Annotated in this window: 22 protein-coding genes; 13 read left to right on the top strand and 9 right to left on the bottom strand. The window is 66.1% G+C overall.

What is annotated here, in order from left to right; translation table 11 throughout:
- Positions 1-31 precede the first annotated feature (31 nt).
- The 3 genes from PSEMAI1_RS0109895 to PSEMAI1_RS0109885 are packed head-to-tail and all read left to right on the top strand — an operon-like array spanning position 32 to position 3,197.
- Complete coding sequence (locus tag PSEMAI1_RS0109895) at positions 32-2,659, top strand: YdbH domain-containing protein (RefSeq protein WP_024302722.1); 2,628 nt, start codon at positions 32-34, stop codon at positions 2,657-2,659.
- A gap of 20 nt (positions 2,660-2,679) precedes the next feature.
- Entirely contained in the window at positions 2,680-2,856 is a 177-nt protein-coding gene (locus tag PSEMAI1_RS21225) for a YnbE family lipoprotein (protein WP_024302721.1), read from the top strand.
- Between the two features lie 8 nt (positions 2,857-2,864).
- Positions 2,865-3,197, top strand: a complete 333-nt coding sequence (locus PSEMAI1_RS0109885; protein ID WP_232219882.1) for a YdbL family protein — start codon at positions 2,865-2,867, stop codon at positions 3,195-3,197.
- A 70-nt stretch (positions 3,198-3,267) separates the two neighbouring features.
- Here PSEMAI1_RS0109885 and PSEMAI1_RS0109880 read toward each other — a convergent pair whose 3' ends face one another.
- A complete protein-coding gene (locus PSEMAI1_RS0109880; protein WP_024302719.1) occupies positions 3,268-3,576 on the bottom strand; it encodes an antibiotic biosynthesis monooxygenase in 309 nt (102 codons plus the stop codon).
- 194 nt (positions 3,577-3,770) lie between these two features.
- On the opposite strand from PSEMAI1_RS0109880, the gene PSEMAI1_RS0109875 reads away from it, so the two are divergent.
- Genes PSEMAI1_RS0109875 through PSEMAI1_RS0109840 form a run of 8 tightly spaced genes read left to right on the top strand, consistent with a single transcriptional unit; the run spans position 3,771 to position 10,201 of the window.
- Positions 3,771-4,229: an SUF system Fe-S cluster assembly regulator gene (locus PSEMAI1_RS0109875; RefSeq protein ID WP_024302718.1), complete on the top strand. Its 459-nt coding sequence runs from the start codon at positions 3,771-3,773 to the stop codon at positions 4,227-4,229.
- A gap of 37 nt (positions 4,230-4,266) precedes the next feature.
- A complete protein-coding gene (sufB, locus tag PSEMAI1_RS0109870; RefSeq protein WP_024302717.1) occupies positions 4,267-5,715 on the top strand; it encodes a Fe-S cluster assembly protein SufB in 1,449 nt (482 codons plus the stop codon).
- A 12-nt stretch (positions 5,716-5,727) separates the two neighbouring features.
- Positions 5,728-6,492 (top strand): Fe-S cluster assembly ATPase SufC, encoded by a 765-nt coding sequence (sufC, locus tag PSEMAI1_RS0109865; protein ID WP_024302716.1) that lies wholly within the window; start codon positions 5,728-5,730, stop codon positions 6,490-6,492.
- Positions 6,489-7,805, top strand: a complete 1,317-nt coding sequence (sufD, locus tag PSEMAI1_RS0109860) for a Fe-S cluster assembly protein SufD (RefSeq protein ID WP_024302715.1) — start codon at positions 6,489-6,491, stop codon at positions 7,803-7,805. The genes sufC and sufD overlap by 4 nt, the downstream gene beginning before the upstream one ends.
- Positions 7,802-9,067 carry a cysteine desulfurase gene (locus PSEMAI1_RS0109855; RefSeq protein WP_024302714.1) on the top strand — a complete coding sequence of 422 codons (1,266 nt, stop codon included), beginning with the start codon at positions 7,802-7,804 and terminating at the stop codon, positions 9,065-9,067. The genes sufD and PSEMAI1_RS0109855 overlap by 4 nt, the downstream gene beginning before the upstream one ends.
- On the top strand, positions 9,067-9,516 hold the full coding sequence (gene sufU, locus PSEMAI1_RS0109850; protein ID WP_024302713.1) for a Fe-S cluster assembly sulfur transfer protein SufU: 450 nt from the start codon (positions 9,067-9,069) through the stop codon (positions 9,514-9,516). Before PSEMAI1_RS0109855 ends, sufU begins: the two co-directional genes overlap by 1 nt.
- Positions 9,517-9,521: 5 nt before the next feature.
- Positions 9,522-9,881, top strand: coding sequence for an SUF system Fe-S cluster assembly protein (locus tag PSEMAI1_RS0109845; protein ID WP_024302712.1), 360 nt, complete (start codon positions 9,522-9,524; stop codon positions 9,879-9,881).
- Positions 9,881-10,201 carry a non-heme iron oxygenase ferredoxin subunit gene (locus PSEMAI1_RS0109840; protein WP_024302711.1) on the top strand — a complete coding sequence of 107 codons (321 nt, stop codon included), beginning with the start codon at positions 9,881-9,883 and terminating at the stop codon, positions 10,199-10,201. The genes PSEMAI1_RS0109845 and PSEMAI1_RS0109840 overlap by 1 nt, the downstream gene beginning before the upstream one ends.
- A gap of 58 nt (positions 10,202-10,259) precedes the next feature.
- On the opposite strand, the gene PSEMAI1_RS0109835 is transcribed toward PSEMAI1_RS0109840, so the two are convergent.
- The 8 genes from PSEMAI1_RS0109835 to PSEMAI1_RS0109800 all read right to left on the bottom strand — a co-directional run bounded on the left by PSEMAI1_RS0109835 (position 10,260) and on the right by PSEMAI1_RS0109800 (position 19,731).
- Positions 10,260-10,892 carry an acetate uptake transporter family protein gene (locus PSEMAI1_RS0109835; protein ID WP_024302710.1) on the bottom strand — a complete coding sequence of 211 codons (633 nt, stop codon included), beginning with the start codon at positions 10,890-10,892 and terminating at the stop codon, positions 10,260-10,262.
- A gap of 100 nt (positions 10,893-10,992) precedes the next feature.
- Positions 10,993-11,781, bottom strand: a complete 789-nt coding sequence (locus PSEMAI1_RS0109830; RefSeq protein WP_024302709.1) for an enoyl-CoA hydratase-related protein — start codon at positions 11,779-11,781, stop codon at positions 10,993-10,995.
- Between the two features lie 78 nt (positions 11,782-11,859).
- Positions 11,860-12,720: a 3-hydroxybutyryl-CoA dehydrogenase gene (locus tag PSEMAI1_RS0109825; RefSeq protein ID WP_024302708.1), complete on the bottom strand. Its 861-nt coding sequence runs from the start codon at positions 12,718-12,720 to the stop codon at positions 11,860-11,862.
- A gap of 99 nt (positions 12,721-12,819) precedes the next feature.
- Positions 12,820-14,439, bottom strand: coding sequence for an electron transfer flavoprotein-ubiquinone oxidoreductase (locus PSEMAI1_RS0109820; protein WP_029770611.1), 1,620 nt, complete (start codon positions 14,437-14,439; stop codon positions 12,820-12,822).
- 28 nt (positions 14,440-14,467) lie between these two features.
- Complete coding sequence (locus PSEMAI1_RS0109815) at positions 14,468-16,252, bottom strand: acyl-CoA dehydrogenase (protein WP_024302706.1); 1,785 nt, start codon at positions 16,250-16,252, stop codon at positions 14,468-14,470.
- A 131-nt stretch (positions 16,253-16,383) separates the two neighbouring features.
- Positions 16,384-17,316 carry an electron transfer flavoprotein subunit alpha/FixB family protein gene (locus PSEMAI1_RS0109810; protein ID WP_024302705.1) on the bottom strand — a complete coding sequence of 311 codons (933 nt, stop codon included), beginning with the start codon at positions 17,314-17,316 and terminating at the stop codon, positions 16,384-16,386.
- Entirely contained in the window at positions 17,317-18,066 is a 750-nt protein-coding gene (locus PSEMAI1_RS0109805) for an electron transfer flavoprotein subunit beta/FixA family protein (protein ID WP_024302704.1), read from the bottom strand.
- Positions 18,067-18,090: 24 nt separating this feature from the next.
- Complete coding sequence (locus PSEMAI1_RS0109800; protein WP_024302703.1) at positions 18,091-19,731, bottom strand: acyl-CoA synthetase; 1,641 nt, start codon at positions 19,729-19,731, stop codon at positions 18,091-18,093.
- A 231-nt stretch (positions 19,732-19,962) separates the two neighbouring features.
- On the opposite strand from PSEMAI1_RS0109800, the gene PSEMAI1_RS0109795 reads away from it, so the two are divergent.
- Together PSEMAI1_RS0109795 and PSEMAI1_RS0109790 are read left to right on the top strand one after the other, a co-directional pair.
- Entirely contained in the window at positions 19,963-22,011 is a 2,049-nt protein-coding gene (locus PSEMAI1_RS0109795; RefSeq protein ID WP_024302702.1) for a PAS-domain containing protein, read from the top strand.
- Positions 22,008-22,757: a response regulator transcription factor gene (locus PSEMAI1_RS0109790; RefSeq protein WP_029770610.1), complete on the top strand. Its 750-nt coding sequence runs from the start codon at positions 22,008-22,010 to the stop codon at positions 22,755-22,757. Before PSEMAI1_RS0109795 ends, PSEMAI1_RS0109790 begins: the two co-directional genes overlap by 4 nt.
- Positions 22,758-22,806: the final 49 nt, after the last annotated feature.

The following is a 22,806-nucleotide window of genomic DNA, read 5'->3' as shown; positions in this document are numbered from 1 at the left end:
ACGCGCAACACACGCGACGGATTGGCGGTAAATGAGCATGAAGCGGGGACTGGCGTTGGTACGTCGCCATTACGGTTGGCTGATCGTGCTGGGGCTGCTGCCACTGTTGGCGCTGCTCGCAGCCGTGGCCGTCGCTTATGCGCAGGGGCTGCGGGTGCAGGGCCTCAGCTGGCAGAACGGCCTGGAACTGGCTCAGTGGCAAAGGCTGCACAAAGGCTGCGTGCAAGCCCTTGGCGGGCAACTGCGGGTCACCGGCTGGCGTCCGCTGACGATCAGCATGCGCAGCCTGAATCTGCCCAAGTGCGAGACCGGCACCGAAGAACTTACCCCACCCCCCTGGACGCCGCCCTTCGATCTCACCATCGATTCCCTCACCGTTCCCGGCTTGCCACCCGTGACCGCTGTTGTCCGCCAGCGCGAGCAGCGCTGGCACATCCAGGCAAAATATCGTCACAGCGCCGGGACGGCTGTCTATGACCGCCTGTCCGGGCGTTGGAGCGCACAGGGGCTGATCCAGCCGGCGGACATCGCGCCCAAGCTGCTCGGTGCGCTGACCTTCTCCGGTCAGGGCATATGGCAGGACAAGCGCCTGGACGGTGTCTTCCTGGCGCAGGGTCATCAGCTGGGGTATGCGGGCCAGCCGCAACGGGCCGATGCGGCGATCACGGCCAGCTTCGCTGCCAAACGGTGGCAACTGGAGGCCATGTTGGACGCCCCGGTGACCCTGGGGCACGGCTGGAGTCTGGAGGCCCGGCAAGGGTTGCGTGCGAGCGGCAATCTGGCTGGAGTGGAGTCCTTGCGGCTGGGGCTGCTGGCGGCTGGACCGCAAGGACTGGCGCGGCTGACCGTGGATACCGAAGGCGGCGGTGTGGCGCGCGGACAAGGCCGGTTGGTGCTGGACGGCCCCTCGCTCTCTGGTACGGTGCCCTTGCGCTGGAACCGGCAGGCGCTGGAGCTGCTACCGGCGGCGATACGGCTGCCCGAGGGCGTACGCCTGAGCTGGCCCCGCCCCCTGCTGCTGCCGCTGGCTACGTCCGGCCAGAGCCGCCTCTCGGCCGAGCTCCAGTATCAGGGCCTCAGGCTGAAAACCGTCGACAGCCAGTTGTCCTGGCAACAGGCCCTGTGGGACTGGCAAGGGCGGCTGGAGCTGACGGGCAAGGCAGCCGGCTTCGATCTGACGGGCGTATGGCGTGGCCGTGCCGATGCCGCCGGCCCCGCCGGCGATCCGGCCAGCCTGACGGTCAAGGGGCCAGACTTGCAAATGGTCTTGAAGGTGCCGGTGACCGGTCTCCAGAGAGCTGACAAGAGCACCCGGGTCGAGTTCAACGGACGCTATGGCCGCATCCCCGTGGCGGGCACGCTCGAGGCCGGCTACCGGCAAGGCCGCTGGGAAGGGGCCGTGGAAGGCCGCGCCCAACCGCCATTCTATGCCCGCGGCGGCGGCGTGCAGATGGCGGCCACCTGGTATGGCAAGGAGGGTCGATGGCTCCTGGGGCCGGATAGCCGCATCACGCTGGCCGAGGGGCTGATCGGCACCACCGTGATCAAGCCGATCACCATGATCACTTCCACGCCATTGGAAATCGGCCCCCAAGGCGCATTTGGGAGCCTGCAGGTCAAGGCGGATGGTGCCGTGGTGACACGCGGGGCCTTGCCAGCCCTCAGCGGACAGCTAGACCTTGCCGGGCGACAAGGCCGGGCCAGACTGCAGGTGCCGGCGTGGAAGTCCGAACTGGGCTTGACTGCCGCCCTTGCGCGCCATGGCAAGTCGACTGGCGCGACCGGCACGGTGGAGCTGACAACGCCGCTTTCCGCCGCCATGAGCCGCAGCCTGGGCGTGACCTTGCAGAAAGGCATACTCACGGGGCGGGGTCAATGGCAGTGGCAGGATCGCTGGCAGTTGAAAGGCGATGTCACCGTGTCGGATCTGGCGCTGGACTGGGGTGGCATTCTGGCCTCGGGTGGCAAGGGCACCGTGCATGTCGAGTTGCAGCCAGATGGCTTGGCGCTGGCCAGCGTCGGGCCGGTCACGCTGGGGGAACTGGCTTTAGGCACCCCCTTGCGCGATATTCGCATGACGGTGCAGTCCGACCTGAGCACCTGGCGTCTGGCCGATGTCTACGCGGAAGTGCTGGGCGGGCAGATGCGCGCCGATACCCTGCAATGGCCTTCTGCGCAGTACCAGGCGATCACGGTCGGCCGCCTCGATCTTACCGAGGTGGCCGCCTTGCAAAACGATCCGAACCCGACCGTGCAACTGGCCGGCCGCGTGGGCGGGACGCTGCCGGTGCAGTTGGCGAAGGATTCCCTGGCCTTGCAGGGCGGGCTGCTGCGCAATGAAGGCCCCCTGTCGCTCAAGGTCTTGCCTTCGGCTGGCGTCAGCGCCATGGGTCAATCCAACCGTGCGATGCAACTGACGCTGGATACGCTGAGCAGTTTGAATATCCATGATTTTCAGGCGCGGCTGGACATGGCGCCGGACGGCTGGATGGATGCGGCGGTGACCATCAAGGGACAGAATCCGGAACGAAACGGACTTCCGGTCGTCCTAAACTACACTCACCGGGAGAATGTGCTGGAATTATTACGCAGCTTGCGTATTGCCGACGAAATTTCCCGGAAGGTATTGGAGCGGGAGCCGGAAAATGGCCCACGCTGACAGAATGCGGAGGAGTCACCATGAAACCCGTTTGGCTCATAGCCTTACTGCCCTTGATGGCTTGCACCCCACGGGTTGCGCTCGAGGCTCCCAAAGAACCGATCACCATCAATCTGAACGTGAAAATCGACCATGAGATCCGCCTCAAGGTGGAAAAGGACGTCGATAAACTCACGGAAGACAGCGCGTTGTTCTAGGAGGCTGCATGAAACTCATGAAAACGAAGATACGATGGCTGGCAGCGCTGCTGCTTGTCTGCAGTACGCTGGCCATGGCGCTCGATCTGGACGGGGCCAAGTCGCAAGGGCTGGTAGGCGAACAGCCCGATGGCTACCTGGGAGTGGTCAAGTCCACGCCGGAGGCAGTGGAGCTGGCGGCCGACATCAACGCCAAGCGCCGTAGCGCTTACGAGGCCATCGCCAAGAAAAACGGCGCCACGCTGGACCAAGTGGCTGCCCTGGCCGGGCAGAAAGCCATAGAAAAGGCCGCACCGGGCACCTACGTGAAGTCTTCCACTGGCCAGTGGGTCAAGAAGTAGTTCGCAGCATAGGTTGCGGCGGGGTTCGTCACCGGAGGAAACCCGCCGCGACGGTTTGACTTATTTGGGCTTATTCAGGCAGCACAATCCACTCCGGCTCCTCGAATTCCCCGATGACGGTAATGTCACAATTTGCCGCGTGCTTCTCGAGGATGGCGCGCACGGTTTCGTCCCGCCGGTCGTCCTTCGCATCCCGATGCGCCTTCGATTCCCAGGTCGCGATGGCCAGCAAGGTATTGGGCTCGCCGATCTTCCGATGCAGATAGGTGCCCTTGGCTCCCGGCGTACGCTGAATGATCTCGCTGGCCCGAATCCAGGCTTCGGCGTACTCCTCCACCGTGTAACCGGGTCTCATGCGTACCTCGAAGATGAATTTCATGGCGCTGCCTCCTTGCGATTGAGGGGGGCGATTGTCTGTCCCCCTATCCTGCTTCGCCCCTGCCTTTTGACCTGATCCAGGTGTGCTCCGACCCGCGGGGAGATCCCAGCCAACCCGTTTTTGTCATGAATCGACCTGGCCCTTGGAAACATATAGGACTAAATTGATTCTATATAAAGAACAAGGACTTGGTGATGTTGAGACTGAGCAAGCTGACCGACTACGGCACCGTGATCATGACGCACATGGCGCGTGAGCCTGCCCGGGTTTACAGCGCCGCCGAAGTGGCCGGCGCGGTGGGCGTATCGGTGGCCACGGCGAGCAAGATACTGAAGGCTCTGGCACGCAAAGAGCTGCTGCAGTCGCTGCGTGGCGCCCACGGCGGCTACCTGTTGGCGCGGCCGCCTGCGGAGATTTCCATCGCCCAGGTCATCGACGCCCTGGAAGGACCGCTCGGGGTGACCGAGTGCAGCGTGGGCGCCGGCCAGTGCATGCAGGAAGGCTCGTGTGCCGTGCGCGGCAACTGGCAGCGCATCAACCAGGTCATTCACCGCACGCTGAGCAATCTCACGCTGGAGGACATGGCGCAACCGGGGTTCCAGCCGGTGGTGGACGATAGCGGGATTCGGTCCGGAAGCGAGGCCTACCGCTAGGGACATGGGCGCTACCCGATAGCAATGGGAGAGGTAGATGGCAAGCACGACCGCCAAACTCGACGAATTGATCAGCCAGGAATACCGGCACGGCTTCTACACCGAGCTGGAAACGGACACCGTGCCGCGTGGGCTCTCCGAGGACGTGATCCGCCTGATCTCGGCCAAGAAGGGCGAGCCCGGCTTCATGCTGGAATGGCGTTTGCAGGCTTACCGCCACTGGCTGACGATGACCGAGCCGCACTGGTCCACGGTGTACCACCCGCCCATCGACTACCAGGACATCGCCTATTACGCCGCGCCGAAGTCGCGCAAGGACGGGCCGCAAAGCCTGGACGAGGTCGACCCGGAGCTGCTGCGCACCTACGAGAAGCTGGGCGTGCCGCTCGAGGAGCGCGCCCTGCTCGCCGGCGTGGCGGTGGACGCGGTGTTCGACAGCGTGTCGGTGGCAACCACCTTCAAGGAAAAACTGGCCGGGCTCGGCATCATCTTCTGCTCGTTCTCCGAGGCGGTGCGAGAGCACCCTGAACTGGTGCGGCAGTACCTGGGCTCGGTGGTGCCTTACACTGACAACTTCTTCGCTTCGCTCAACTCGGCGGTGTTCAGCGACGGCTCGTTCTGCTACATCCCTCCCGGGGTACGCTGCCCGATGGAGCTGTCGACCTACTTCCGCATCAACGCGAAGAATACCGGCCAGTTCGAGCGCACGCTGATCATCGCCGACAAGGGTGCCTACGTGAGCTACCTGGAGGGCTGCACCGCGCCGATGCGCGACGAGAACCAGTTGCACGCCGCCGTGGTCGAGCTGATCGCGCTGGAAGACGCGCAGATCAAGTACGCCACGGTGCAGAACTGGTATCCCGGCGACAAAGAGGGGCGCGGCGGTATCTACAATTTCGTCACCAAGCGCGGCGACTGCCGTGGCGCCAACTCGAAGATTTCCTGGACCCAGGTGGAGACCGGCTCGGCCATCACCTGGAAGTACCCGAGCGTGATCCTGCAGGGCGACAACGCCGTCGGCGAGTTCTACTCGGTGGCGTTGACCAACCACTACCAGCAGGCCGATACCGGCACCAAGATGATCCACCTCGGCAAGAACACGCGCAGCACCATCCTCTCCAAGGGCATTTCGGCCGGGCATGGCAGCAATGCCTACCGCGGCCTAGTGAAGGTGGCGAAAAGCGCCGCCGGCGCGCGCAACTACACGCAGTGCGATTCGCTGCTGCTGGGCGACCGCTGCGCCGCCCACACCTTCCCCTACATCGAGGTGAAGAACCCGACCGCCCGCGTCGAGCACGAGGCATCGACCTCGCGCATCGGCGAGGACCAGTTGTTCTATTGCCAGAGCCGCGGCATCGCGCCGGAAGACGCGGTGTCGATGATCGTCAACGGCTTCTGCAAGGAGGTGTTCAAGGAGCTGCCGATGGAGTTCGCGGTAGAGGCCCAGAAGCTGCTGGGGGTGAGCCTGGAGGGCAGTATCGGCTAAGGGGGTGAGATGATGCTCGAGATCCGCAATCTGCACGTCAGCGTGGACGGCAAGCCCATCCTGCGCGGCATCGACCTGACGGTCCGCGCCGGGGAGGTGCACGCGATCATGGGGCCGAACGGCTCGGGCAAGAGCACGCTGGCCCATGTGCTGGCCGGGCGCGAGGGCTACACGGTGACGGACGGCGAAATACGCTACCAAGGCCGCAACCTGCTGGACCTGTCTCCCGAGGAGCGGGCGCGTGAGGGCGTCTTTCTCGCCTTCCAGTATCCGGTGGAGATTCCCGGCGTGGCCAACATCTATCTCTTGAAGGCGGCGGTCAATGCGCAGCGCAAGCACCGCGGCGAGCCGGAACTGGATGCGGTCGATTTCCTCGCGCTGGTCAAGGACAAGCTCGCTCTGATGGGCATGGACTCCGCCCTGCTCTACCGCTCGGTGAACGAGGGCTTCTCCGGGGGCGAGAAGAAGCGTAACGAGATCCTGCAGATGGCGGTGCTGGAGCCGAAACTCGCCATTCTCGACGAGACCGACTCGGGCCTCGACATCGACGCGCTGAAGGTCGTCGCCGGTGGCGTCAACGCCATGCGCAGCCCGGAGCGCGCCATCATCCTGGTGACCCACTATCAGCGCCTGCTGAACTACGTGGTGCCGGACCGGGTGCATGTGCTGGCGCAAGGCCGCATCGCGCTGTCCGGCGGGCGCGAGCTGGCGCTGGAGCTGGAAAACCGCGGCTACGGCTGGGTCGAGGCCGCCGCCGGCACGGGAACCACGCCATGAGCGCCGCCACCGACTTCTACCGCAACGAGTTTGCCTGCGTGGCCGCCGCCTTGCCCGGCTGGCGTCTGCCGTGGCTGCGGCGCATGCGCGAGGCGGGTATGGCCTCCTTTGTCGAGACCGGCTTTCCGACGCTGAGGCAGGAGGACTGGAAGTACACTCGCGTGGCGGCCATCGAACAGGGCCGTTTCGAACTGGCGCCGCCAGTGTCGGCCTGCCTCGAGGTCGAACAGATCGAGGCGTGGAGCCTGCCGGGGGCGCGGCGGATGGTGTTCGTGAACGGGCACTACCAGCCGCGCTGGTCACGCCTCGATCCGCTGCCGCCGGGGGCCACGCTGACCAGCCTGGCCGAGCTGCTGGAGCGTGAACCGGAGCGGCTGGAGGCCGTGCTGGGCGCCTTGCCCGATGGTTACCCGTCCGGTTTCGCGGCGCTGAATGCGGCGTTCATGACCGACGGCGCCTATGTACATCTTGCCGACGGGGTGGTGCTCGACACGCCGCTGCAATTGCTGTTCATCACCACCGACCCCGGGCTGGCGGTGCAGACGCGCAATCTGGTCCAGGCCGATGCCGGCAGCCGCGCCTGCCTGATCGAGCACCATGTCGCCGTGGATGATGGCGCCTACTTCACCAACACCATCACCGATCTCGTCGTCGGGCGCGATGCCGAGGTCGAGCATCACAAGCTGCAGCAGGAGAGCCTGAAGGCCTTCCATATCGCCGCGGTGAATGCGGATCAAGGGCACGGTAGCCGTTTCACCTCGCGTTCGTTTGCCTTGGGCGGCGGGCTGGCGCGGCTCGATATCCGGGTCGGGCTCAATGCCGAGCATGCCGCGTGCACGCTCGATGGCTTGTACATGGCCGACGGCCGGCAGCATGTCGACCACCACACCCGCATCGACCATGCTCAGCCCTACGGTACCAGCCGCGAGTTCTACAAGGGCGTGCTGGCCGGGGCTTCGCGTGCGGTGTTCAACGGCCGGGTCGTGGTGCATCCCGATGCGCAACATACCGACGCGCACCAGGCCAATCGCAACCTGCTGCTGTCGGACAACGCCGAGATCGACACCAAGCCACAGCTGGAGATCTACGCCGACGACGTGAAATGCAGCCACGGTGCCACCGTGGGCCAGCTCGACCCCGAGCAGGTGTTCTATCTGCGCTCGCGTGGCGTGGACGATGCCGAGGCGCGCGCGCTGCTCACCTTCGCCTTCGCCGCCGAGATGATCGGCCGGGTGGAAGCGATGCCGCTGCGCGCCCGGCTGGAGCTACTGTTGCTGGGACGCCTGCCCGAGCGGGTGAAGGAGCTGCTATGAACGCACCGGTGAACGAACGGAATGCCCACCATGGCGCGTCGCCGTCCGCTCTGGAAGTGGCGCGCTGGCGGCAGGATTTCCCCATCCTGAGCCAGATCGTGCACGGCAAGCCGCTGGTCTACCTGGACAACGCCGCGACCACCCAGAAGCCGTCGAGCGTGATCGAGTGCGAGGCGCGCTACTACCGCGAGCTGAATGCCAACGTCCATCGCGGCGTGCACAGCCTGAGCCAGCGGGCGACCGAGGCCTTCGAGGCGGCGCGCGACACGGTGCGGCGCTTCATCAACGCGGCGCGGCGCGAGGAGATCGTGTTCGTGCGCGGCACCACCGAGGCGATCAACCTGGTGGCGGCGAGCTTCGGCCAGCGATTGCGGCCCGGCGACGAGATCCTGATCACCGAGATGGAGCACCACTCCGACATCGTGCCGTGGCAACTGCTGTGCGAACGCAGCGGTGCCGTGCTGCGCGTCGCCCCGATCGACGACGCGGGCGAGCTGCGCCTGGAGGAATTCGCCCGCCTGTTGGGGCCGGCCACGCGCCTGGTCGCGCTGACGCATCTGTCCAACGCGCTGGGCACCCTCAACCCGGTGCGGCAACTGGTCGAACTCGCCCACGCTGCCGGCGCGGTGGTGCTGGTCGACGGGGCGCAGGCCGCCGCCCATCTGCCGGTCGACGTGCAGGTGCTCGGCTGCGACTTCTACGCTTTTTCCGGGCACAAGCTCTACGGCCCGACCGGCATCGGCGTGCTCTACGGCAAGGCCGCGCTGCTCGAGTCGATGCCGCCCTATCAGGGCGGCGGCGACATGATCCGCCAGGTTACCTTCGCCAAGACCACCTACAACGACCTGCCGTACAAGTTCGAGGCCGGCACCCCGAATATCGCCGGCGTCATCGGCCTGGGAGCGGCCATCGACTACGTGAACACGATCGGCCTGCCCGCCATCGCCGCCCACGAACAGGCGCTGCTGGCCTACGCCACCGAGCAGGCGGCGCAGGTTCCCGGTCTGCGCCTGATCGGCACGGCGCGCGACAAGGCGAGCATCCTGTCGTTCATGCTCGAGGGCGTGCACCCGCACGACGTCGGCACGGTGCTGGACCTGGAGGGGGTGGCGGTACGCGCCGGCCATCATTGCGCGATGCCGGTCATGGCGCACTTCGGCGTGCCCGCCACGGCGCGCGCCTCGTTCGCCCTCTACAACACCTTCGAGGAAGTGGACGTGCTGATGCGCGCCATTCGCAAGGCACGGGAGGTTTTCGGTTGATGACTGATTTGCGCGATCTCTATCAGGAGCTCATCGTCGACCACTACCGCCGGCCGCACAATTTCGGTCCGCTGGAGGATGCAAACCGCCACGCCGAGGGCTTCAACCCCTTGTGCGGCGACCACCTGACGCTGTCGCTGCGGGTGGTGGACGGCGTGATCGAGGACGCCAGTTTCGAGGGCTCGGGCTGCGCCATCTCCACCGCCTCGGCCTCGCTGATGACCGACGCGTTGAAGGGCAAGACCCAAGCCGAGGCCGAGGCGCTGTTCGCCGTTTTTCATGCACTGGTGACCGGCGGGGACGACGCCCGCCCCCTGGCGCCGATCGGCAAGCTGGAGGTGCTGGCCGGCGTGCGCGAATTCCCGACGCGGGTGAAGTGCGCCACCCTGGCTTGGCACACGCTGCTGGCGGCGTTGCACGGGGAGTCGCAACCGGTATCGACGGAGTGAATACGATGGGACTGTTCGATTGGCTGCACCACGACGAGCAAACCGCCGCCCGGCCGGTGTCGGAACTGGAGGCGCGCGTGATCGAGGCTCTGCGCACCGTGTACGACCCGGAAATCCCGGTCAACATCTACGACCTGGGCCTCGTCTACGCGCTGGACGTGGACGCCGCCGAAGGCAAGGTCCATATCGACCTGACGCTGACGGCCCCCGGCTGCCCGGTGGCGCAGACCTTTCCCGGTCTGGTGGCCGAGGCGGTAGAACGGGTGGACGGGGTGCACGAGGCCGAGGTGGAGCTGGTGTGGGAACCGCCCTGGAGCCAGGACATGATGAGCGAGGCGGCGCGCCTCGAACTGGGGTTGCTGTGATGAGCGACTGGGTCGACGTCGCCCCGGCGGACGAATTCGAGCCGGGCTCCTTCCGCACGCTGGACGTGGACGGCGTGCCCGTCGCCGTGTTCAACGTCAACGGCCGCTACTACGCCATCGAGGACTTATGCACCCACGAGGCCGAAACCCTGTCGGAGGGAGACATACTGGACGAGAACATCATCTGCCCGCGCCACGGCTCGATGTTCTCGCTGGTGACCGGCGAGGCGCTGACCCCGCCGGCCTACGAGCCGGTGGCGACCTTCCCGGTGCGGGTGGAGAACGGCATGGTGCAGGTGAAGGACGACCGTTTCGACTAGGGCGCCCGGCAGGCAGTACGGGCCGGGCATGTCCAACACGGCACGCCCGGAGATGGCCTCAACTACGCTTGATCAGACCGAGCGGCGCGCCCAAGGGCAGGATTTCCCGGCCGAAGAAGTTCTTGAAAAAGATCGCCCCGCAGGCGTAGAAGCCCAACAGCGAGATGATCAATTCCGACCAGGCCGCCGCCGCGCTCAACTGAGCCTTGGCGAACCCCAGCGCGGCGAAGCCCAGCGAGAACAGCAGGACGTTGATCAGCACCACGATGGCGGCGAACACCTTGTTGGTCTCGAACGCCACCACCATGATGAACAACGAAAAGATGCCGTAGCCGAAGAAGGCGAAGGCGATCTGCCGCGGATCGAACTGCGCCGGGTCGATGGCGCCGAACCAGCCCAGGCTGATCGCCCAGTGCATCGAGACGGCCATCCAGAACAGGCCGTAGACACCCAGCACGACGGCGCCGAAGTAGTTGTTCTTCTTGAAGTCGAGCGACGAGGCCCAGATCTGGGCGATCGACCCCAGGAACATCGTCCACGGGATCAGATATCCCACGCCTTCTGTCCAATGCATCTTGGCCGAGGCCGCCACGAACGTGACCAGCGATAGGCCGAACACGCCCAGGGCGGTCGGGTCGGCAATGGCGGTACGGGTTTCGACGATCTGAAGACCCTGCTGAGGTGCAGTCATGATGGTTTTCCTCCAATAGAGTTAATGGTTGTTATCTGATGCGGGGGTGAAACGCCGGCGGGGGCAACGCGCCCGATCCCCCGCCGGATACGACTACGATCTAGCGGTTGCTGAAGGTCGGGCTGCGTTTTTCGAGGAAGGCCGCCACCCCCTCCCGCTTGTCTTCCGTGGAAAAGGCCAGGCCGAATACCTGGGCCTCGAACTGGCAGGCATTGTCGAGGTCGAGATCCTGGCCGCGCTGGATCGCCTCCTTGCTCAGCCGCACCGCGATCGGCGCCTTGGCCGCGATCTGCCGCGCCATGTCGAGCGCCGCGTCCATCAGCTGTGCCGCCGGAAACACGTGGTTGACCAGCCCCCAGCGCAGCGCCTCGTCTGCCTTGATCTGCCGCCCGGTGGTGATCAACTCCATGGCGCGGGCCCGCCCCACCAGCCGGGTCAGCCGCTGCGTGCCGCCAAAGCCCGGCGTGAGGCCCAGGTTGACTTCGGGTTGGCCGAACACCGCCGTCTCCGAGGCCAGAATCCAGTCGCAGCTCATGGCCAGCTCGCAGCCGCCGCCCAGCGCGTAGCCGTTGACCACGGTGATGACGGGGATGGGCAGCGTTTCCAGTCGGCGGAACACCGCCATGGTGTCGCGGGCGAAGCGCTGCCCCTCGATCGGGCTCATGTCCTGCATGGCGCGGATATCCGCCCCGGCCACGAAGGCCTTGTCGCCGGCGCCGGTCACGAGCAGCACGCGCGCGTCATTGTTTGCCGCGATCGCCGCCAGCGCATCGCCCAGCTCGGCGATGGTGGCCTGGTTCAGGGCGTTCAAGGCCTTGGGGCGGTTGATGGTCAGTCGGTAGATGGAAGGCTCGACGAGTTCGAGCAGCACATTGGGTTCGCTGGACATGGCGGATGCCTCCGGTTGTCAGGGTGATCGGTGAAGCCGGCGTCGTACGCCAGCTCCGTGACGGCCATCGGGTTTGGCTTATGTGTTGTAGTGGAAAAAGCCCTGGCCAGTCTTGCGACCGAGCAGGCCGGCGTCGACCATCTGCTTCAGCAGCGGGCAAGGCCGGTACTTGGCGTCGCCGAAGCCCTCGTGCAGCACCTGCATGATGGCGAGGCAGGTGTCGAGGCCGATCAGGTCGGCCAGGGCCAGCGGGCCGATGGGGTGGTTGGCGCCGAGCTTCATCACGGTGTCGATGTCCTCGGCATGGGCCAGCCCCTCGTAGAGGCAGAAGATCGCCTCGTTGATCATCGGGATCAGCAGACGGTTGGCGACGAAGCCGAAGCCGTCCTTCACTTCCACCGGCACCTTGCCGATCTGTTTGGCGAGCAGGGTGACCGCCTGGCAGACGGCGTCCGAGGTATGCAGGCCGCGGATGATCTCGATCAGCGGCATCACCGGCACCGGGTTCATGAAGTGCATGCCGATCACCTTGTCCGGCCGCCGGGTTGCCGCGGCGATGCGCGTGATCGAGATCGACGAGGTATTGCTGGCGAGCACGGCGTTGGGCTGCACGATGGCGTCGAGCCGGCGGAAGATGTCGAGCTTGAGCGCCTCGTTCTCGGTGGCGGCCTCGATCACGCAGTCGCACGAGGCCAGTTGCTCCAGGCTGGCGGCGGGCTTCAGGTGAGCCAGTGCCGCGTCGCGGGCGGCGGCATCGAGCTTCTCCTTGTGCACCAGCCGGTCGAGCTGGCCGCCGATGGCGTCGATGCCGCGGGCGATGGCCTGCTCCGAAACGTCGTGCAGCAGCACGGTCAGGCCGGCCATGGCGCAGACCTGGGCGATGCCGCGTCCCATCTGTCCCGCCCCTACCACGCCGATGGTCAAATTGTTTTCTGTCATCTCTGTGCTCTCTCGATGTGAAGTCGTGCTTGTTATCGCGCGCAGACCGGCGCTTGCCGCAGCGCGAAGCGCTCCAGCAGGGCCAGGCCGCTCGGTTGTTTACATGTTCGGGTAGTTGGGCCCGCCGCCGCCTTCCGGGGTGGTCCAGCCGATGTTCTGGCTCGGGTCCTTGATGTCGCAGGTCTTGCAGTGCACGCAGTTCTGCGCGTTGATCTGCAGGCGCGGTTCGCCCTCCTCGCGGCCGACGATCTCGTACACCCCGGCCGGGCAGTAGCGCTGCTCCGGCGCGTCGTACAGTGCCAGGTTGATGCGCACCGGCACCGTCGGATCCTTGAGCTTGAGGTGCGGCGGCTGGTCTTCGCTGTGGTTGGTGTTGGAGATGAACACCGATGACAGGCGATCGAAGGTCAGCACACCATCCGGCTTCGGATAGTTGATCGGCGTGCACTCGTCCTTGGGCTTCAGACACTCGTGGTCGTGATGCTTGTGACGCAGCGTCCACGGCGCCTTGCCGCGGAACAGATAGGTGTCGATGGCCGAGTAGATCATCGCCGGCCACAGCCCCCAGCGGAACGCCGGGCGGATGTTGCGCACGCTGTGCAACTCGTCGTGCAGCCAGCTTTGCTTGAACTTGTCGGTGTAGGCCACCGCCTCGATGGTCTGGTCTTCTCCAGCGGCAGCCAGCGCCTCGAACACCGCTTCTGCGGCCAACATGCCGGACTTCATCGCGGTGTGGGTGCCCTTGATCTTCGGCACGTTGAGGAAGCCGGCGGTATCGCCGATCAGCACCCCGCCCGGGAAGGTGAGCTTGGGGATGCTCTGCAGCCCGCCTTCGGAAATGGCGCGCGCGCCGTAGGAGAGACGGCGGGCACCTTCGAACACGCCGCGCACCGCCGGGTGGGTCTTGAAGCGCTGGAACTCCTCGTACGGCGACAGGTAAGGGTTCTGGTAGTCGAGCCCGATCACGAAGCCGACCGCCACCAGGTTGTCTTCCAGGTGGTAGAGGAAGGAGCCGCCGTAGGTGGCGGTGTCCATCGGCCAGCCGGCGGTGTGGGTGATCTTGCCCGGTTCGTGTTTGTCGGGCTGGACTTCCCACAGTTCCTTGATACCGATGCCGTAGGTCTGCGGGTCGGCGCCGTCACGCAGCTGGAAACGCTCGAACAGGGTCTTGGTCAGCGAGCCGCGACAGCCTTCGGCGAAGATGGTCTGTTTGGCCCACAGTTCCATGCCGGGTTCGCCTTCCAGCTCACCGTTCTTGCCGGTGCCGACGTTGCCGGTGGCGACCCCCTTGACCGAGCCGTCCGGGTGGTAGAGCACTTCGGCGGCGGCGAAGCCGGGGTAGATCTCGACGCCCAGTTCCTCGGCCTGCTGGCCGAGCCAGCGGCAGAAGTTGCCCAGGCTGACGATGTAGTTGCCGTGATTGTTCATCTGCGGCGGGGTGGGCAGCTGGATCGACTCGGTCTCGGTCAGGAACAGGAACTGGTCCTTTTGGGCCGGGGTGTTGAGCGGGGCGCCCTTCTCTTTCCAGTCCGGGATCAGTTCGTTCAGCGTCCGGGGTTCGATCACGGCGCCAGAGAGAATATGCGCGCCGATCTCGGAGCCCTTTTCCAGCAGACAGACGCTGATGTCCTGGCCCTTTTCGGCCGCCAGTTGCTTGAGGCGAATCGCCGCGGTCAGGCCGGAAGGCCCGCCGCCCACGATCACCACGTCGTACTGCATGCTTTCGCGGTCTCTCATCGCCCCCTCCTCAGAACGCGGAGTCGTCGAGCGCCAGCGTGGCGCGGGCGCCGTGGCGCACCACGTGGGCCTGCGTCAATACGCGCGGCAGGACGTGATCGGCGTAGAAGCGCGCGGTAGCGATCTTGGCCTGGTAGAACGCGGCGGGCTCGCCGGCGGCGATGCGGGACTGGGCCGCCTCGGCGGCGCGCACCATCTGCCAGCCGCCGCACACGGTGCCCAGCAGCATCAGATAGGGCACCGCTCCGGCAAAGGCCAGCTCGGGAGCCTCGGCGGAGGAGGCGATCAGGTGTTGCGTGCAGCCTTCCAGCGCCGCGATCGCCGCCTCGAGATCGGCCGCCAACTGGCCGAAGCCTTCACCCTCGATCCGGCCGATACGCCGGGCGTCGCCGCGCATCTCCTCGATCAGCGCCAGCAGCGTCTTGCCTTGTTCGCGCACCGTCTTGCGCCCGAGCAGGTCGTTGGCCTGGATGCCGGTTGTCCCCTCGTAGATGGTGGTGATGCGGGCATCACGCAGATGCTGGGCGGCGCCGGTCTCCTCGATGAAGCCCATGCCACCGTGCACCTGCACGCCGAGCGAGGTGACTTCCTGCGCGGTCTCGGTGCACCAGCCCTTCACCACCGGAGTGAGCAGCTCGGCACGGGCCTGGTAGCGCGCGCGCTCGGCCGGGTCGGGGTGACGCGCGGCCTGGTCCATGTAGGCGGCCGTGACGTAAGCCAGCGCCCGCATCGCCTCGGTCTGCGACTTCATCAGCATCAACATGCGCCGCACGTCCGGATGGCGGATGATCGGACCCGCGCTTTCGTGGCCCAGCGCCCTGCCCTGCACCCGCTCGCGGGCGTAGTCGCGGGCCTGCTGGTAGGCGCGTTCGGAAATCGCCACCCCTTCCAGCCCGACCGCCAGCCGCGCGTGGTTCATCATGGTGAACATGTATTCCAGGCCGCGATTGGCTTCGCCGACCAGATAGCCGATGGCGCCCTGGCTCTCGCCGAAGGCCAGCACTGCGGTCGGGCTGGCATGGATGCCCAGCTTGTGCTCCAGCGACACGCACTGCACGTCGTTGCGTGCCCCGAGCTTACCGTCCTCATTGACCAGATACTTGGGCACCACGAACAGCGAGATGCCCTTCACCCCGGCCGGCGCGTCCGGCAGCCGTGCCAGCACCAGGTGCACGATATTCTCGGTGACGTCGTGCTCGCCCCAGGTGATGAAAATCTTGTTGCCGAAGATCCGGTAATGATCGCCTTCCGGCATGGCGCGGCTGCGCACCGCCGAGAGATCGGAACCGGCCTGCGGCTCGGTCAAATTCATGGTGCCGGTCCACTCGCCCGATACCAGCTTGGCGAGGTAGACGCTCTTTTGCTGTGCCGTGCCGTGATGCAGCAGCGCCTCCAGCGCCCCCTGCGTCAGCATCGGGCACAACGAAAACGCCAGGCAGGCCGATTTCCACATCTCGGTCACCGGCTTGGCCAAGAGCTGCGGCAGACCCTGCCCGCCGAACTCGTCCGGCGACGAAATGCCGCCCCAGCCCGCCTCGACGAACTGGCGGTAAGCCTCGGCAAAGCCGGTGGGCACCACCACCTTGCCGTCGACGAGACGGCTGCCTTCGCGATCTCCCACCACGTTGAGCGGGGCGATCACCTCGCCGGCGAAGCGGCCGGCCTCTTCCAGTACGGCTTCAGCCAGCTCGGCTCCCGCCTCCTCCCAGCCCGGCAGGGAGGATACTTCGGCCAGGCCGGCCAGCTCCTGCATCACGAACAACATGTCCCTTACCGGGGCGATATAGTGACTCATCGGTCATTCTCCTTTGCGCCTGCTCGCGAGCGCCGGGCATGGGTGTCCGGTGGCTCGGCGATGGCCGTGGCCACGGACGCCGCACCGGGCCAGGCGGCCCGCGCGGCACATCGCGAACAAGCTGTGAACGGTTATTGGTCGAGTGCCGAGATCAACGCCGGCACGGCCTGGAACAGGTCGGCGACGAGGCCGTAATCGGCGACCTGGAAAATCGGCGCCTCCGGGTCCTTGTTGATCGCCACGATCACCTTGGAGCCCTTCATGCCGGCCAGATGCTGGATGGCGCCGGAAATGCCGACGGCGATGTAGAGCTGCGGGGCGACGATCTTGCCGGTCTGGCCCACCTGGTAGTCGTTGGGCACGAAGCCCGAATCGACCGCCGCACGCGAGGCACCGATGGCCGCCCCCAGCCGGTCGGCCAAAGTCTCCAGCAGCTTGAAGTTCTCGCCGCTTTGCAAGCCGCGCCCGCCGGACACCACGATCTTGGCCTCGGTCAGTTCGGGACGGGCCGAATGGGTCAGCTCGCGTGCCAGCAGCCGCGACAGCCCCAGATCGGGACCGGGGGCGATGGTCTCGATCGGCGCCGCACCGCCCTGCCCGACCGCCTCGAAGGCGGTGGCGCGCACCGTGATCACCTTGATCGGCTCGTCGCAGCGCACCTTGGCGAGCACGTTGCCGGCATGGATAGGTCGCACGAAGCTATCCGCCCCTAGCACCTCGACGATGTCGGAAACCTGCCCGACGTCGAGCTGGGCCGCCACGCGTGGCAGCACGTTCTTGCCGAAGGTCGATGCCGGGGCCAGCAGATGCGAATAGGCCGGGGCCAGGGAAATGACCAGCGCCGCTAGGTTTTCCGCCAGGCCGCCCTCGTAGTGCGGGGCATCGGCCATCAACACCTTGGCCACGCCCTGCAGCCGGGCCGCCTGCAGGGCGGCGGCGGAACAGGCGCTGCCGGCCACCAGAACGTGGATATCGACGCCCAGCCGCCGCGCGGCGGCGATGGTGCTGGCCGTCGCGCTCTTGAGCGCGCCGTTGTCGTGTTCAGCGATAATCAGGGCCGTCATTCAGATCACCTTTGCCTCGTTCTTCAATTTGGCCAGGAGCTCGGCCACGTCGGCCACCATCACCCCCGCGCTGCGCGGCGCCGGTTCGGACAGCCCCAGCGTGACGAGCCGCGGCCGGACATCCACGCCGAGATCGTCCAGGGCGACGACATCGAGCGGCTTCTTCTTGGCCTTCATGATGTTGGGCAGCGTGGTGTAGCGCGGGCTGTTGAGGCGCAGGTCGGTGGTGGTCACCGCCGGCAGCGTGACCGAGACGATCTCCAGCCCGCCGTCGATCTCGCGCGTCACCGTGGCGCTTTCGGCGCCGAGCTCCAGCTTCGAGGCGAAGGTAGCCTGCGGCCAGCCCAACAACCCCGCCAGCATCTGCCCGACCTGGTTGGCGTCGCCGTCGGTCGACTGCTTGCCGCAGATCACCAGCCGCGGCTGTTCGCGCTCCACCACCGCGCGCAGCACCTTGGCCACGGCCAGCGGTTCCAACACCGCATTGGCCTGGATCAGCAAGGCGCGGTCCGCCCCCATCGCCAGCGCCGAGCGCAGCACGTCCTGGCAGGCGTCGGAGCCGATCGAGAGCACCACCACCTCGCTGGCGATGCCCGCTTCCTTGAGGCGGATCGCCTCCTCCACCGCGATCTCGTCGAAGGGGTTCATCGACATCTTCATGTTGTCGGAGTCGACGGCGCTGCCGTCGGACTTGAGACGCACCTTGACATTGGCGTCGATGACCCGCTTCACGGGTACCACAATCTTCATTTCCTCACTCCGCAACGAGGGCCGTCATTCGATGGCCGAGGACGATTTCATCTCCTGGCGCAGCAGGAATTTCTGGATCTTGCCGGTAGAGGTTTTCGGGATCGGGCCGAACACCACCTGCTTGGGCGCCTTGAAATGCGCCAGATGGGCGCGGCAGTAATCGATGATCTCGCGCTCGGTGGCCACGGCGCCGTCCTTCAGCTCGACGAAGGCGCAGGTCACCTCGCCCCACTTATTGTCCGGCTTGGCCACCACCGCAGCGCTCATCACTGCCGGGTGGCGGTACAGCACATCCTCCACCTCGAGCGAAGAAATGTTCTCGCCGCCAGAAATGATGATGTCCTTGGAGCGGTCCTTGATCTTGACGTAACCGTCCGGCTGCAGCACCGCGAGGTCGCCGGTATGGAACCAACCGCCGGCAAAAGCTTCGGCGGTGGCATCCGGATTCTTGAGGTAGCCCTTCATCACCAGGTTGCCGTAGAACATGATCTCGCCCATGGTCTCGCCATCGGCCGGCACCTGCTGCATGGTCTCGGGGTTCATCACCGTCATGCCCTCCTGCATGGCGTAGCGCACACCCTGCCGGCCATTGCGCTCGGTGCGCTCCGCCAGGGACATGCCCTCCCACTCCGGCTGCTTGGCGCAGACCCCGGCCGGCCCGTAGGTTTCGGTGAGACCGTAGACGTGGGTGATGTTGAAGCCCAGGCGCTGCATGCCCTCGATCACCGCCGCCGGCGGCGCCGCACCGGCCACGAGACAACTCACTTCGTGTTCGATGCCCTTGCCGCACTCGTCGGCCACATTGATCAGCATGTTGTGCACGATCGGCGCCGCGCAGTAATGCGTGACCCGGTGCTCTTTGATCATGGCGAAGATCTGGCGCGGATCGACCCGGCGCAGGAACACGTTGGTGCCGGCATTGGCCGCCATGGCCCAGGGGAAGCACCAGCCGTTGCAATGGAACATCGGCAGCGTCCACAGGTACACCGAATGGCGCGGCACGCCCCACTCGAACAAATTGCACACCGCATTCAGATAGGCGCCACGATGGTGGTAGACCACCCCCTTCGGGTTGCCGGTGGTGCCCGAGGTGTAGTTGAGGCTGATGGCGTCCCACTCGTCGGCGGGCAGCGCCCAGGCAAACTCCGGGTCGCCCTCCCGCAGCAAGGCCTCGTAGTCCATCTCCCCCAGCAACTCGCCGCCGACGAACAGCGGATCGTCCACGTCGATCACCAGCGGTTTCGTGTCCAGCAACGCCAGCGCCTGGGCCACCGGCTCCGAGAATTCGCGGTCGGTGATCAGCACCTTGGCCTCGCCGTGGCGCAGCATGAAGGCGATCGACTCGGCGTCGAGGCGCGTGTTCAGGGTATTGAGCACCGCGCCGCACATCGGCACGCCGAAATGGCATTCGAACATCGCCGGAATGTTCGGCAGCATCACCGCCACGGTATCGCCGGCGCCGATGCCCCGGCACTGCAGGGCCGAGGCCAGGCGGCGGCAGCGCTGGTACACCTCGCGCCAGGTTATCCTCCACTCGCCGTGGATGGCGGCGAGACGCTCCGGGTACACCGTGGCGCTGCGCTCCAGAAAGGTCAGCGGAGACAGCGGGACGTAATTGGCCGGCCCCTTGTCGAGGCCGATGCCGTACGGATTGGTCGAGTTCACTGCAAGCTCCTCCTCTATGTGCACGATTGTTGTCACCGGCTTGCGCTCCGGCTGTGCCTCATGGCCGCGTACCGGTGTTTCGGCGGGCGATACGCCTATGGTGCAAGAGAAGGTTTAATGAACTTTTCGCGAAATGTACTGAATTGTAACGAGGACCGGTTCGGGCGCTGACCGGCCGCCGGGCATGGCACAATAGGCCTACCGCCATCGCAGGAATGGAAAGAGAACGCCATGGAGTCGGGAAAGCCAACACCCGTCACGGATGAAGAGGGATTCAGCGCCGCGCTGGAGCGCCACGCCTTGCTGCACGCCGGGCTCGACCTGATCGACCAGGGTCTCACCGTGTTCGACGCCGACCTGCGCCTGGTGGCGTGGAACCAGGCCTTTCTCGACCTGCTCGAGTTTCCGGACGATCTCGCCCGCCTCGGCACCCCGTTCGAAGCCTTCATCCGCCACAACGCCGAACGCGGCGAATACGGACCGGGCGACATCGAGCAGCAAGTCGCCGAAAGGGTCGAAGTGGCGCGCCAGTTCCTGCCGCACACCATGGAGCGGGTCCGGCCGGACGGCCAGGTCCTGAAAATTCATGGCGTGCCGCTGCCCGGCAAGGGCTTCATCACGATCTACACCGACATCACCACCCAGCGCAATTACGAGCGCCTGATCGAAAACGAGAACGCCGAACTCGACCGCCGCGTGCGCGAACGCACTGCCGAACTCGAGGGCGCCAACGCCGGCCTGCGCAAGGCCAAGGCCAACCTCGACCTGGTCGCCGCCGACCTGCGCCAGAGCGAGGCGCGGCTGCGCCTGATCACCGACACCGTCCCGGCCTTCATCGCCTACATCGACAAGCACCTGGTCTATCGCTTCGCCAACAAGGGCTACGCCGACTGGACCGGGCGCACCAAGGAAACGGTGATCGGCCAGACCGTGGAAACTGTCATGGGCGGCGAACTGTTCCAGACCCTGCTGCCGCACCTGCACAAGGCGCTGTCCGGACAACAGGTCGGCTACGAATACTCGCGGGTGCGTGCCGATGGCCGCACCGTTTACGCCCGCAGCACCCTAGTGCCGGAGATCGGGGCGGACGGCCAGGTGATGGGCTTCTTCTCGCTCTCACTCGACATCACCGAGCAGGTGCTGGCGCAGAACGCCTTGTTGCGCGCGCAGAAGATGGAAGGGGTGGGCGAGCTCGCCGGCGGACTGGCGCACGACTTCAACAATCTGTTGACCGTGGTGTTGGGCAACCTCGTGGCCCTGCAGGAAAAACATGGCCACGCCCCCGCGCTGATGGAATACGTCGACCCGGCGATCCAGGCCGCGCGGCGCGGCGTCGAAGTGATCCGGCAGTTGCTGACCTTCTCACGCCAGCAGCCGCTTGAACCGCAGAGCATCGACGTCGGCCGCCTGGTGCTCGACCTCACCCGGCTGTTGAGGAGCTCGCTGCCCTCCACCATCACCATTACCACCCAGCTGCCGGAAGAAGCGCTGTACGCCTTCGCCGATCCGCACCAGCTGGAAAACGCCCTGCTCAACCTTGCCCTCAACGCCCGCGACGCCATGCCCGACGGCGGACAACTGCGCATCGAAATCGCCCCTGAGCCTATCGTCGCCGTGGGCGTCGGCGAGCGCCCGCTGGTGCCGGGCGACTACGTCCGCATCACCGTGCGCGACAACGGCTCCGGCATGGACGCCGCCACCGTGTCGCGCGCCTTCGAGCCCTTCTTCACCACCAAGCGCTTCGACGGCGGCAGCGGGCTCGGGCTCAGCATGGTGTACGGTTTCGTCGAACAATCGCACGGCATGGTGCACATCGAAAGCGCCATCGGTTCCGGCACCGCCGTGGTCCTGGCCCTGCCGGCGGCGAGTCCGCCACCTGAGCGCGTACGCTCGCCGGCCTGCTTGGCGATCCGCAGCGCCAGCGGCGAGCTGATCCTGCTGGTCGAGGATGAAGCCGAAGTCCGCAAGATCATCCGCATGCAGCTCGTCGACCTGGGCTATGCCGTGCTCGAGGCCGATAACGGCGTCGAGGCGCTCGCCATGATCGAGCAGGTGCCGGAAATCGCCTGCGTCGTCTCCGACGTGGTGATGCCCGGCGGCGTCAGCGGCTGGCAGCTCGCGGAAAAGACGCGCCGCCTGCGCCCGGAACTGCGCGTGGTGCTGATCAGCGGCAACGCCCAGGACGGCGCAGCTGGTCTCGCCGCTGAGCTCGGTATCGACCCCTTGTACAAGCCGTTTTCCAAAGAACAACTCGCCCTGGCGATCAACCCCGGACCATGATGAATCCAGCGAATACGCCCATCGAAGCGGTGGCGGAGTCCCGCCACGACCTGATCTTCGTCGTCGAGGACGAACCGGAAATCTCCCGGCTGATCTGCCGTACCCTGCAGGAATACGGCTTCGACGTGCGCAGCTTCCGTACCGGCCAGGAACTGCTTGGTGCCCTGGCATCGGCCCGGCCCAGGCTGTGCCTGGTCGACCTCGGCCTGCCCGACATCGACGGCATGGAACTGGTCGGCCGCCTCTGGAAGACCCACGACTGCCCGGTACTGATCCTCACCGGCCGCAGCCACGTCGCCGACCGCGTGGTGGGCCTGGAGACCGGCGCCGACGACTACATCGTCAAACCCTTCGAGCCGCGCGAGCTGATCGCCCGCATCCGCGTCATCCTGCGCCGCTACGCCCGCAGTACCGAGCCGGAACCGGCCACGGCGGCGCGCTGCGCCCGCTTTGCCGGCTGGCGCTTCGATCCCGACAGCAACCGGCTTACCTCGCCGGCCGGGCACGCCGTCGAACTCAGCGTCTCCGAGGCCCGGCTGCTGGCGGCCTTGTTGCAACGGCCCAACAGGATACTGACCCGCGAACAGCTCGCGGGACGCTCCGATCTCGACCCGCTCGACCGCAGCATCGACGTGCGCATCTCCCGTTTGCGCCAGAAGCTGGAAGACTCCCCCGCGAGCCCGACCCTGATCAAAACCATCTACGGCGCGGGTTATCTGTTCGCCGCCGGCGTCGCCTGGGACTAGCCGGCCCTCGTTTCAGCCCGCTGGCCGGATGCGGCGGAGAGAGCCCGCA

Origin of the sequence: Pseudogulbenkiania sp. MAI-1, from assembly GCF_000527175.1 — a bacterium.
GTDB lineage: Bacteria > Pseudomonadota > Gammaproteobacteria > Burkholderiales > Chromobacteriaceae > Pseudogulbenkiania.
This window is presented reverse-complemented; position numbering and strand designations above follow the sequence as displayed.

Bases quoted from the DNA above. Each gene is read 5' to 3' on its own strand.
- PSEMAI1_RS0109895 (WP_024302722.1), top strand. From the start codon at position 32: ATGAGCATGAAGCGGGGACTGGCGTTGGTACGTCGCCATTACGGTTGG.
- PSEMAI1_RS21225 (WP_024302721.1), top strand. From the start codon at position 2,680: ATGAAACCCGTTTGGCTCATAGCCTTACTGCCCTTGATGGCTTGCACC.
- PSEMAI1_RS0109885 (WP_232219882.1), top strand. From the start codon at position 2,865: ATGAAACTCATGAAAACGAAGATACGATGGCTGGCAGCGCTGCTGCTT.
- PSEMAI1_RS0109880 (WP_024302719.1), bottom strand. From the start codon at position 3,576: ATGAAATTCATCTTCGAGGTACGCATGAGACCCGGTTACACGGTGGAG.
- PSEMAI1_RS0109875 (WP_024302718.1), top strand. From the start codon at position 3,771: ATGTTGAGACTGAGCAAGCTGACCGACTACGGCACCGTGATCATGACG.
- sufB (WP_024302717.1), top strand. From the start codon at position 4,267: ATGGCAAGCACGACCGCCAAACTCGACGAATTGATCAGCCAGGAATAC.
- sufC (WP_024302716.1), top strand. From the start codon at position 5,728: ATGCTCGAGATCCGCAATCTGCACGTCAGCGTGGACGGCAAGCCCATC.
- sufD (WP_024302715.1), top strand. From the start codon at position 6,489: ATGAGCGCCGCCACCGACTTCTACCGCAACGAGTTTGCCTGCGTGGCC.
- PSEMAI1_RS0109855 (WP_024302714.1), top strand. From the start codon at position 7,802: ATGAACGCACCGGTGAACGAACGGAATGCCCACCATGGCGCGTCGCCG.
- sufU (WP_024302713.1), top strand. From the start codon at position 9,067: ATGACTGATTTGCGCGATCTCTATCAGGAGCTCATCGTCGACCACTAC.
- PSEMAI1_RS0109845 (WP_024302712.1), top strand. From the start codon at position 9,522: ATGGGACTGTTCGATTGGCTGCACCACGACGAGCAAACCGCCGCCCGG.
- PSEMAI1_RS0109840 (WP_024302711.1), top strand. From the start codon at position 9,881: ATGAGCGACTGGGTCGACGTCGCCCCGGCGGACGAATTCGAGCCGGGC.
- PSEMAI1_RS0109835 (WP_024302710.1), bottom strand. From the start codon at position 10,892: ATGACTGCACCTCAGCAGGGTCTTCAGATCGTCGAAACCCGTACCGCC.
- PSEMAI1_RS0109830 (WP_024302709.1), bottom strand. From the start codon at position 11,781: ATGTCCAGCGAACCCAATGTGCTGCTCGAACTCGTCGAGCCTTCCATC.
- PSEMAI1_RS0109825 (WP_024302708.1), bottom strand. From the start codon at position 12,720: ATGACAGAAAACAATTTGACCATCGGCGTGGTAGGGGCGGGACAGATG.
- PSEMAI1_RS0109820 (WP_029770611.1), bottom strand. From the start codon at position 14,439: ATGCAGTACGACGTGGTGATCGTGGGCGGCGGGCCTTCCGGCCTGACC.
- PSEMAI1_RS0109815 (WP_024302706.1), bottom strand. From the start codon at position 16,252: ATGAGTCACTATATCGCCCCGGTAAGGGACATGTTGTTCGTGATGCAG.
- PSEMAI1_RS0109810 (WP_024302705.1), bottom strand. From the start codon at position 17,316: ATGACGGCCCTGATTATCGCTGAACACGACAACGGCGCGCTCAAGAGC.
- PSEMAI1_RS0109805 (WP_024302704.1), bottom strand. From the start codon at position 18,066: ATGAAGATTGTGGTACCCGTGAAGCGGGTCATCGACGCCAATGTCAAG.
- PSEMAI1_RS0109795 (WP_024302702.1), top strand. From the start codon at position 19,963: ATGGAGTCGGGAAAGCCAACACCCGTCACGGATGAAGAGGGATTCAGC.
- PSEMAI1_RS0109790 (WP_029770610.1), top strand. From the start codon at position 22,008: ATGATGAATCCAGCGAATACGCCCATCGAAGCGGTGGCGGAGTCCCGC.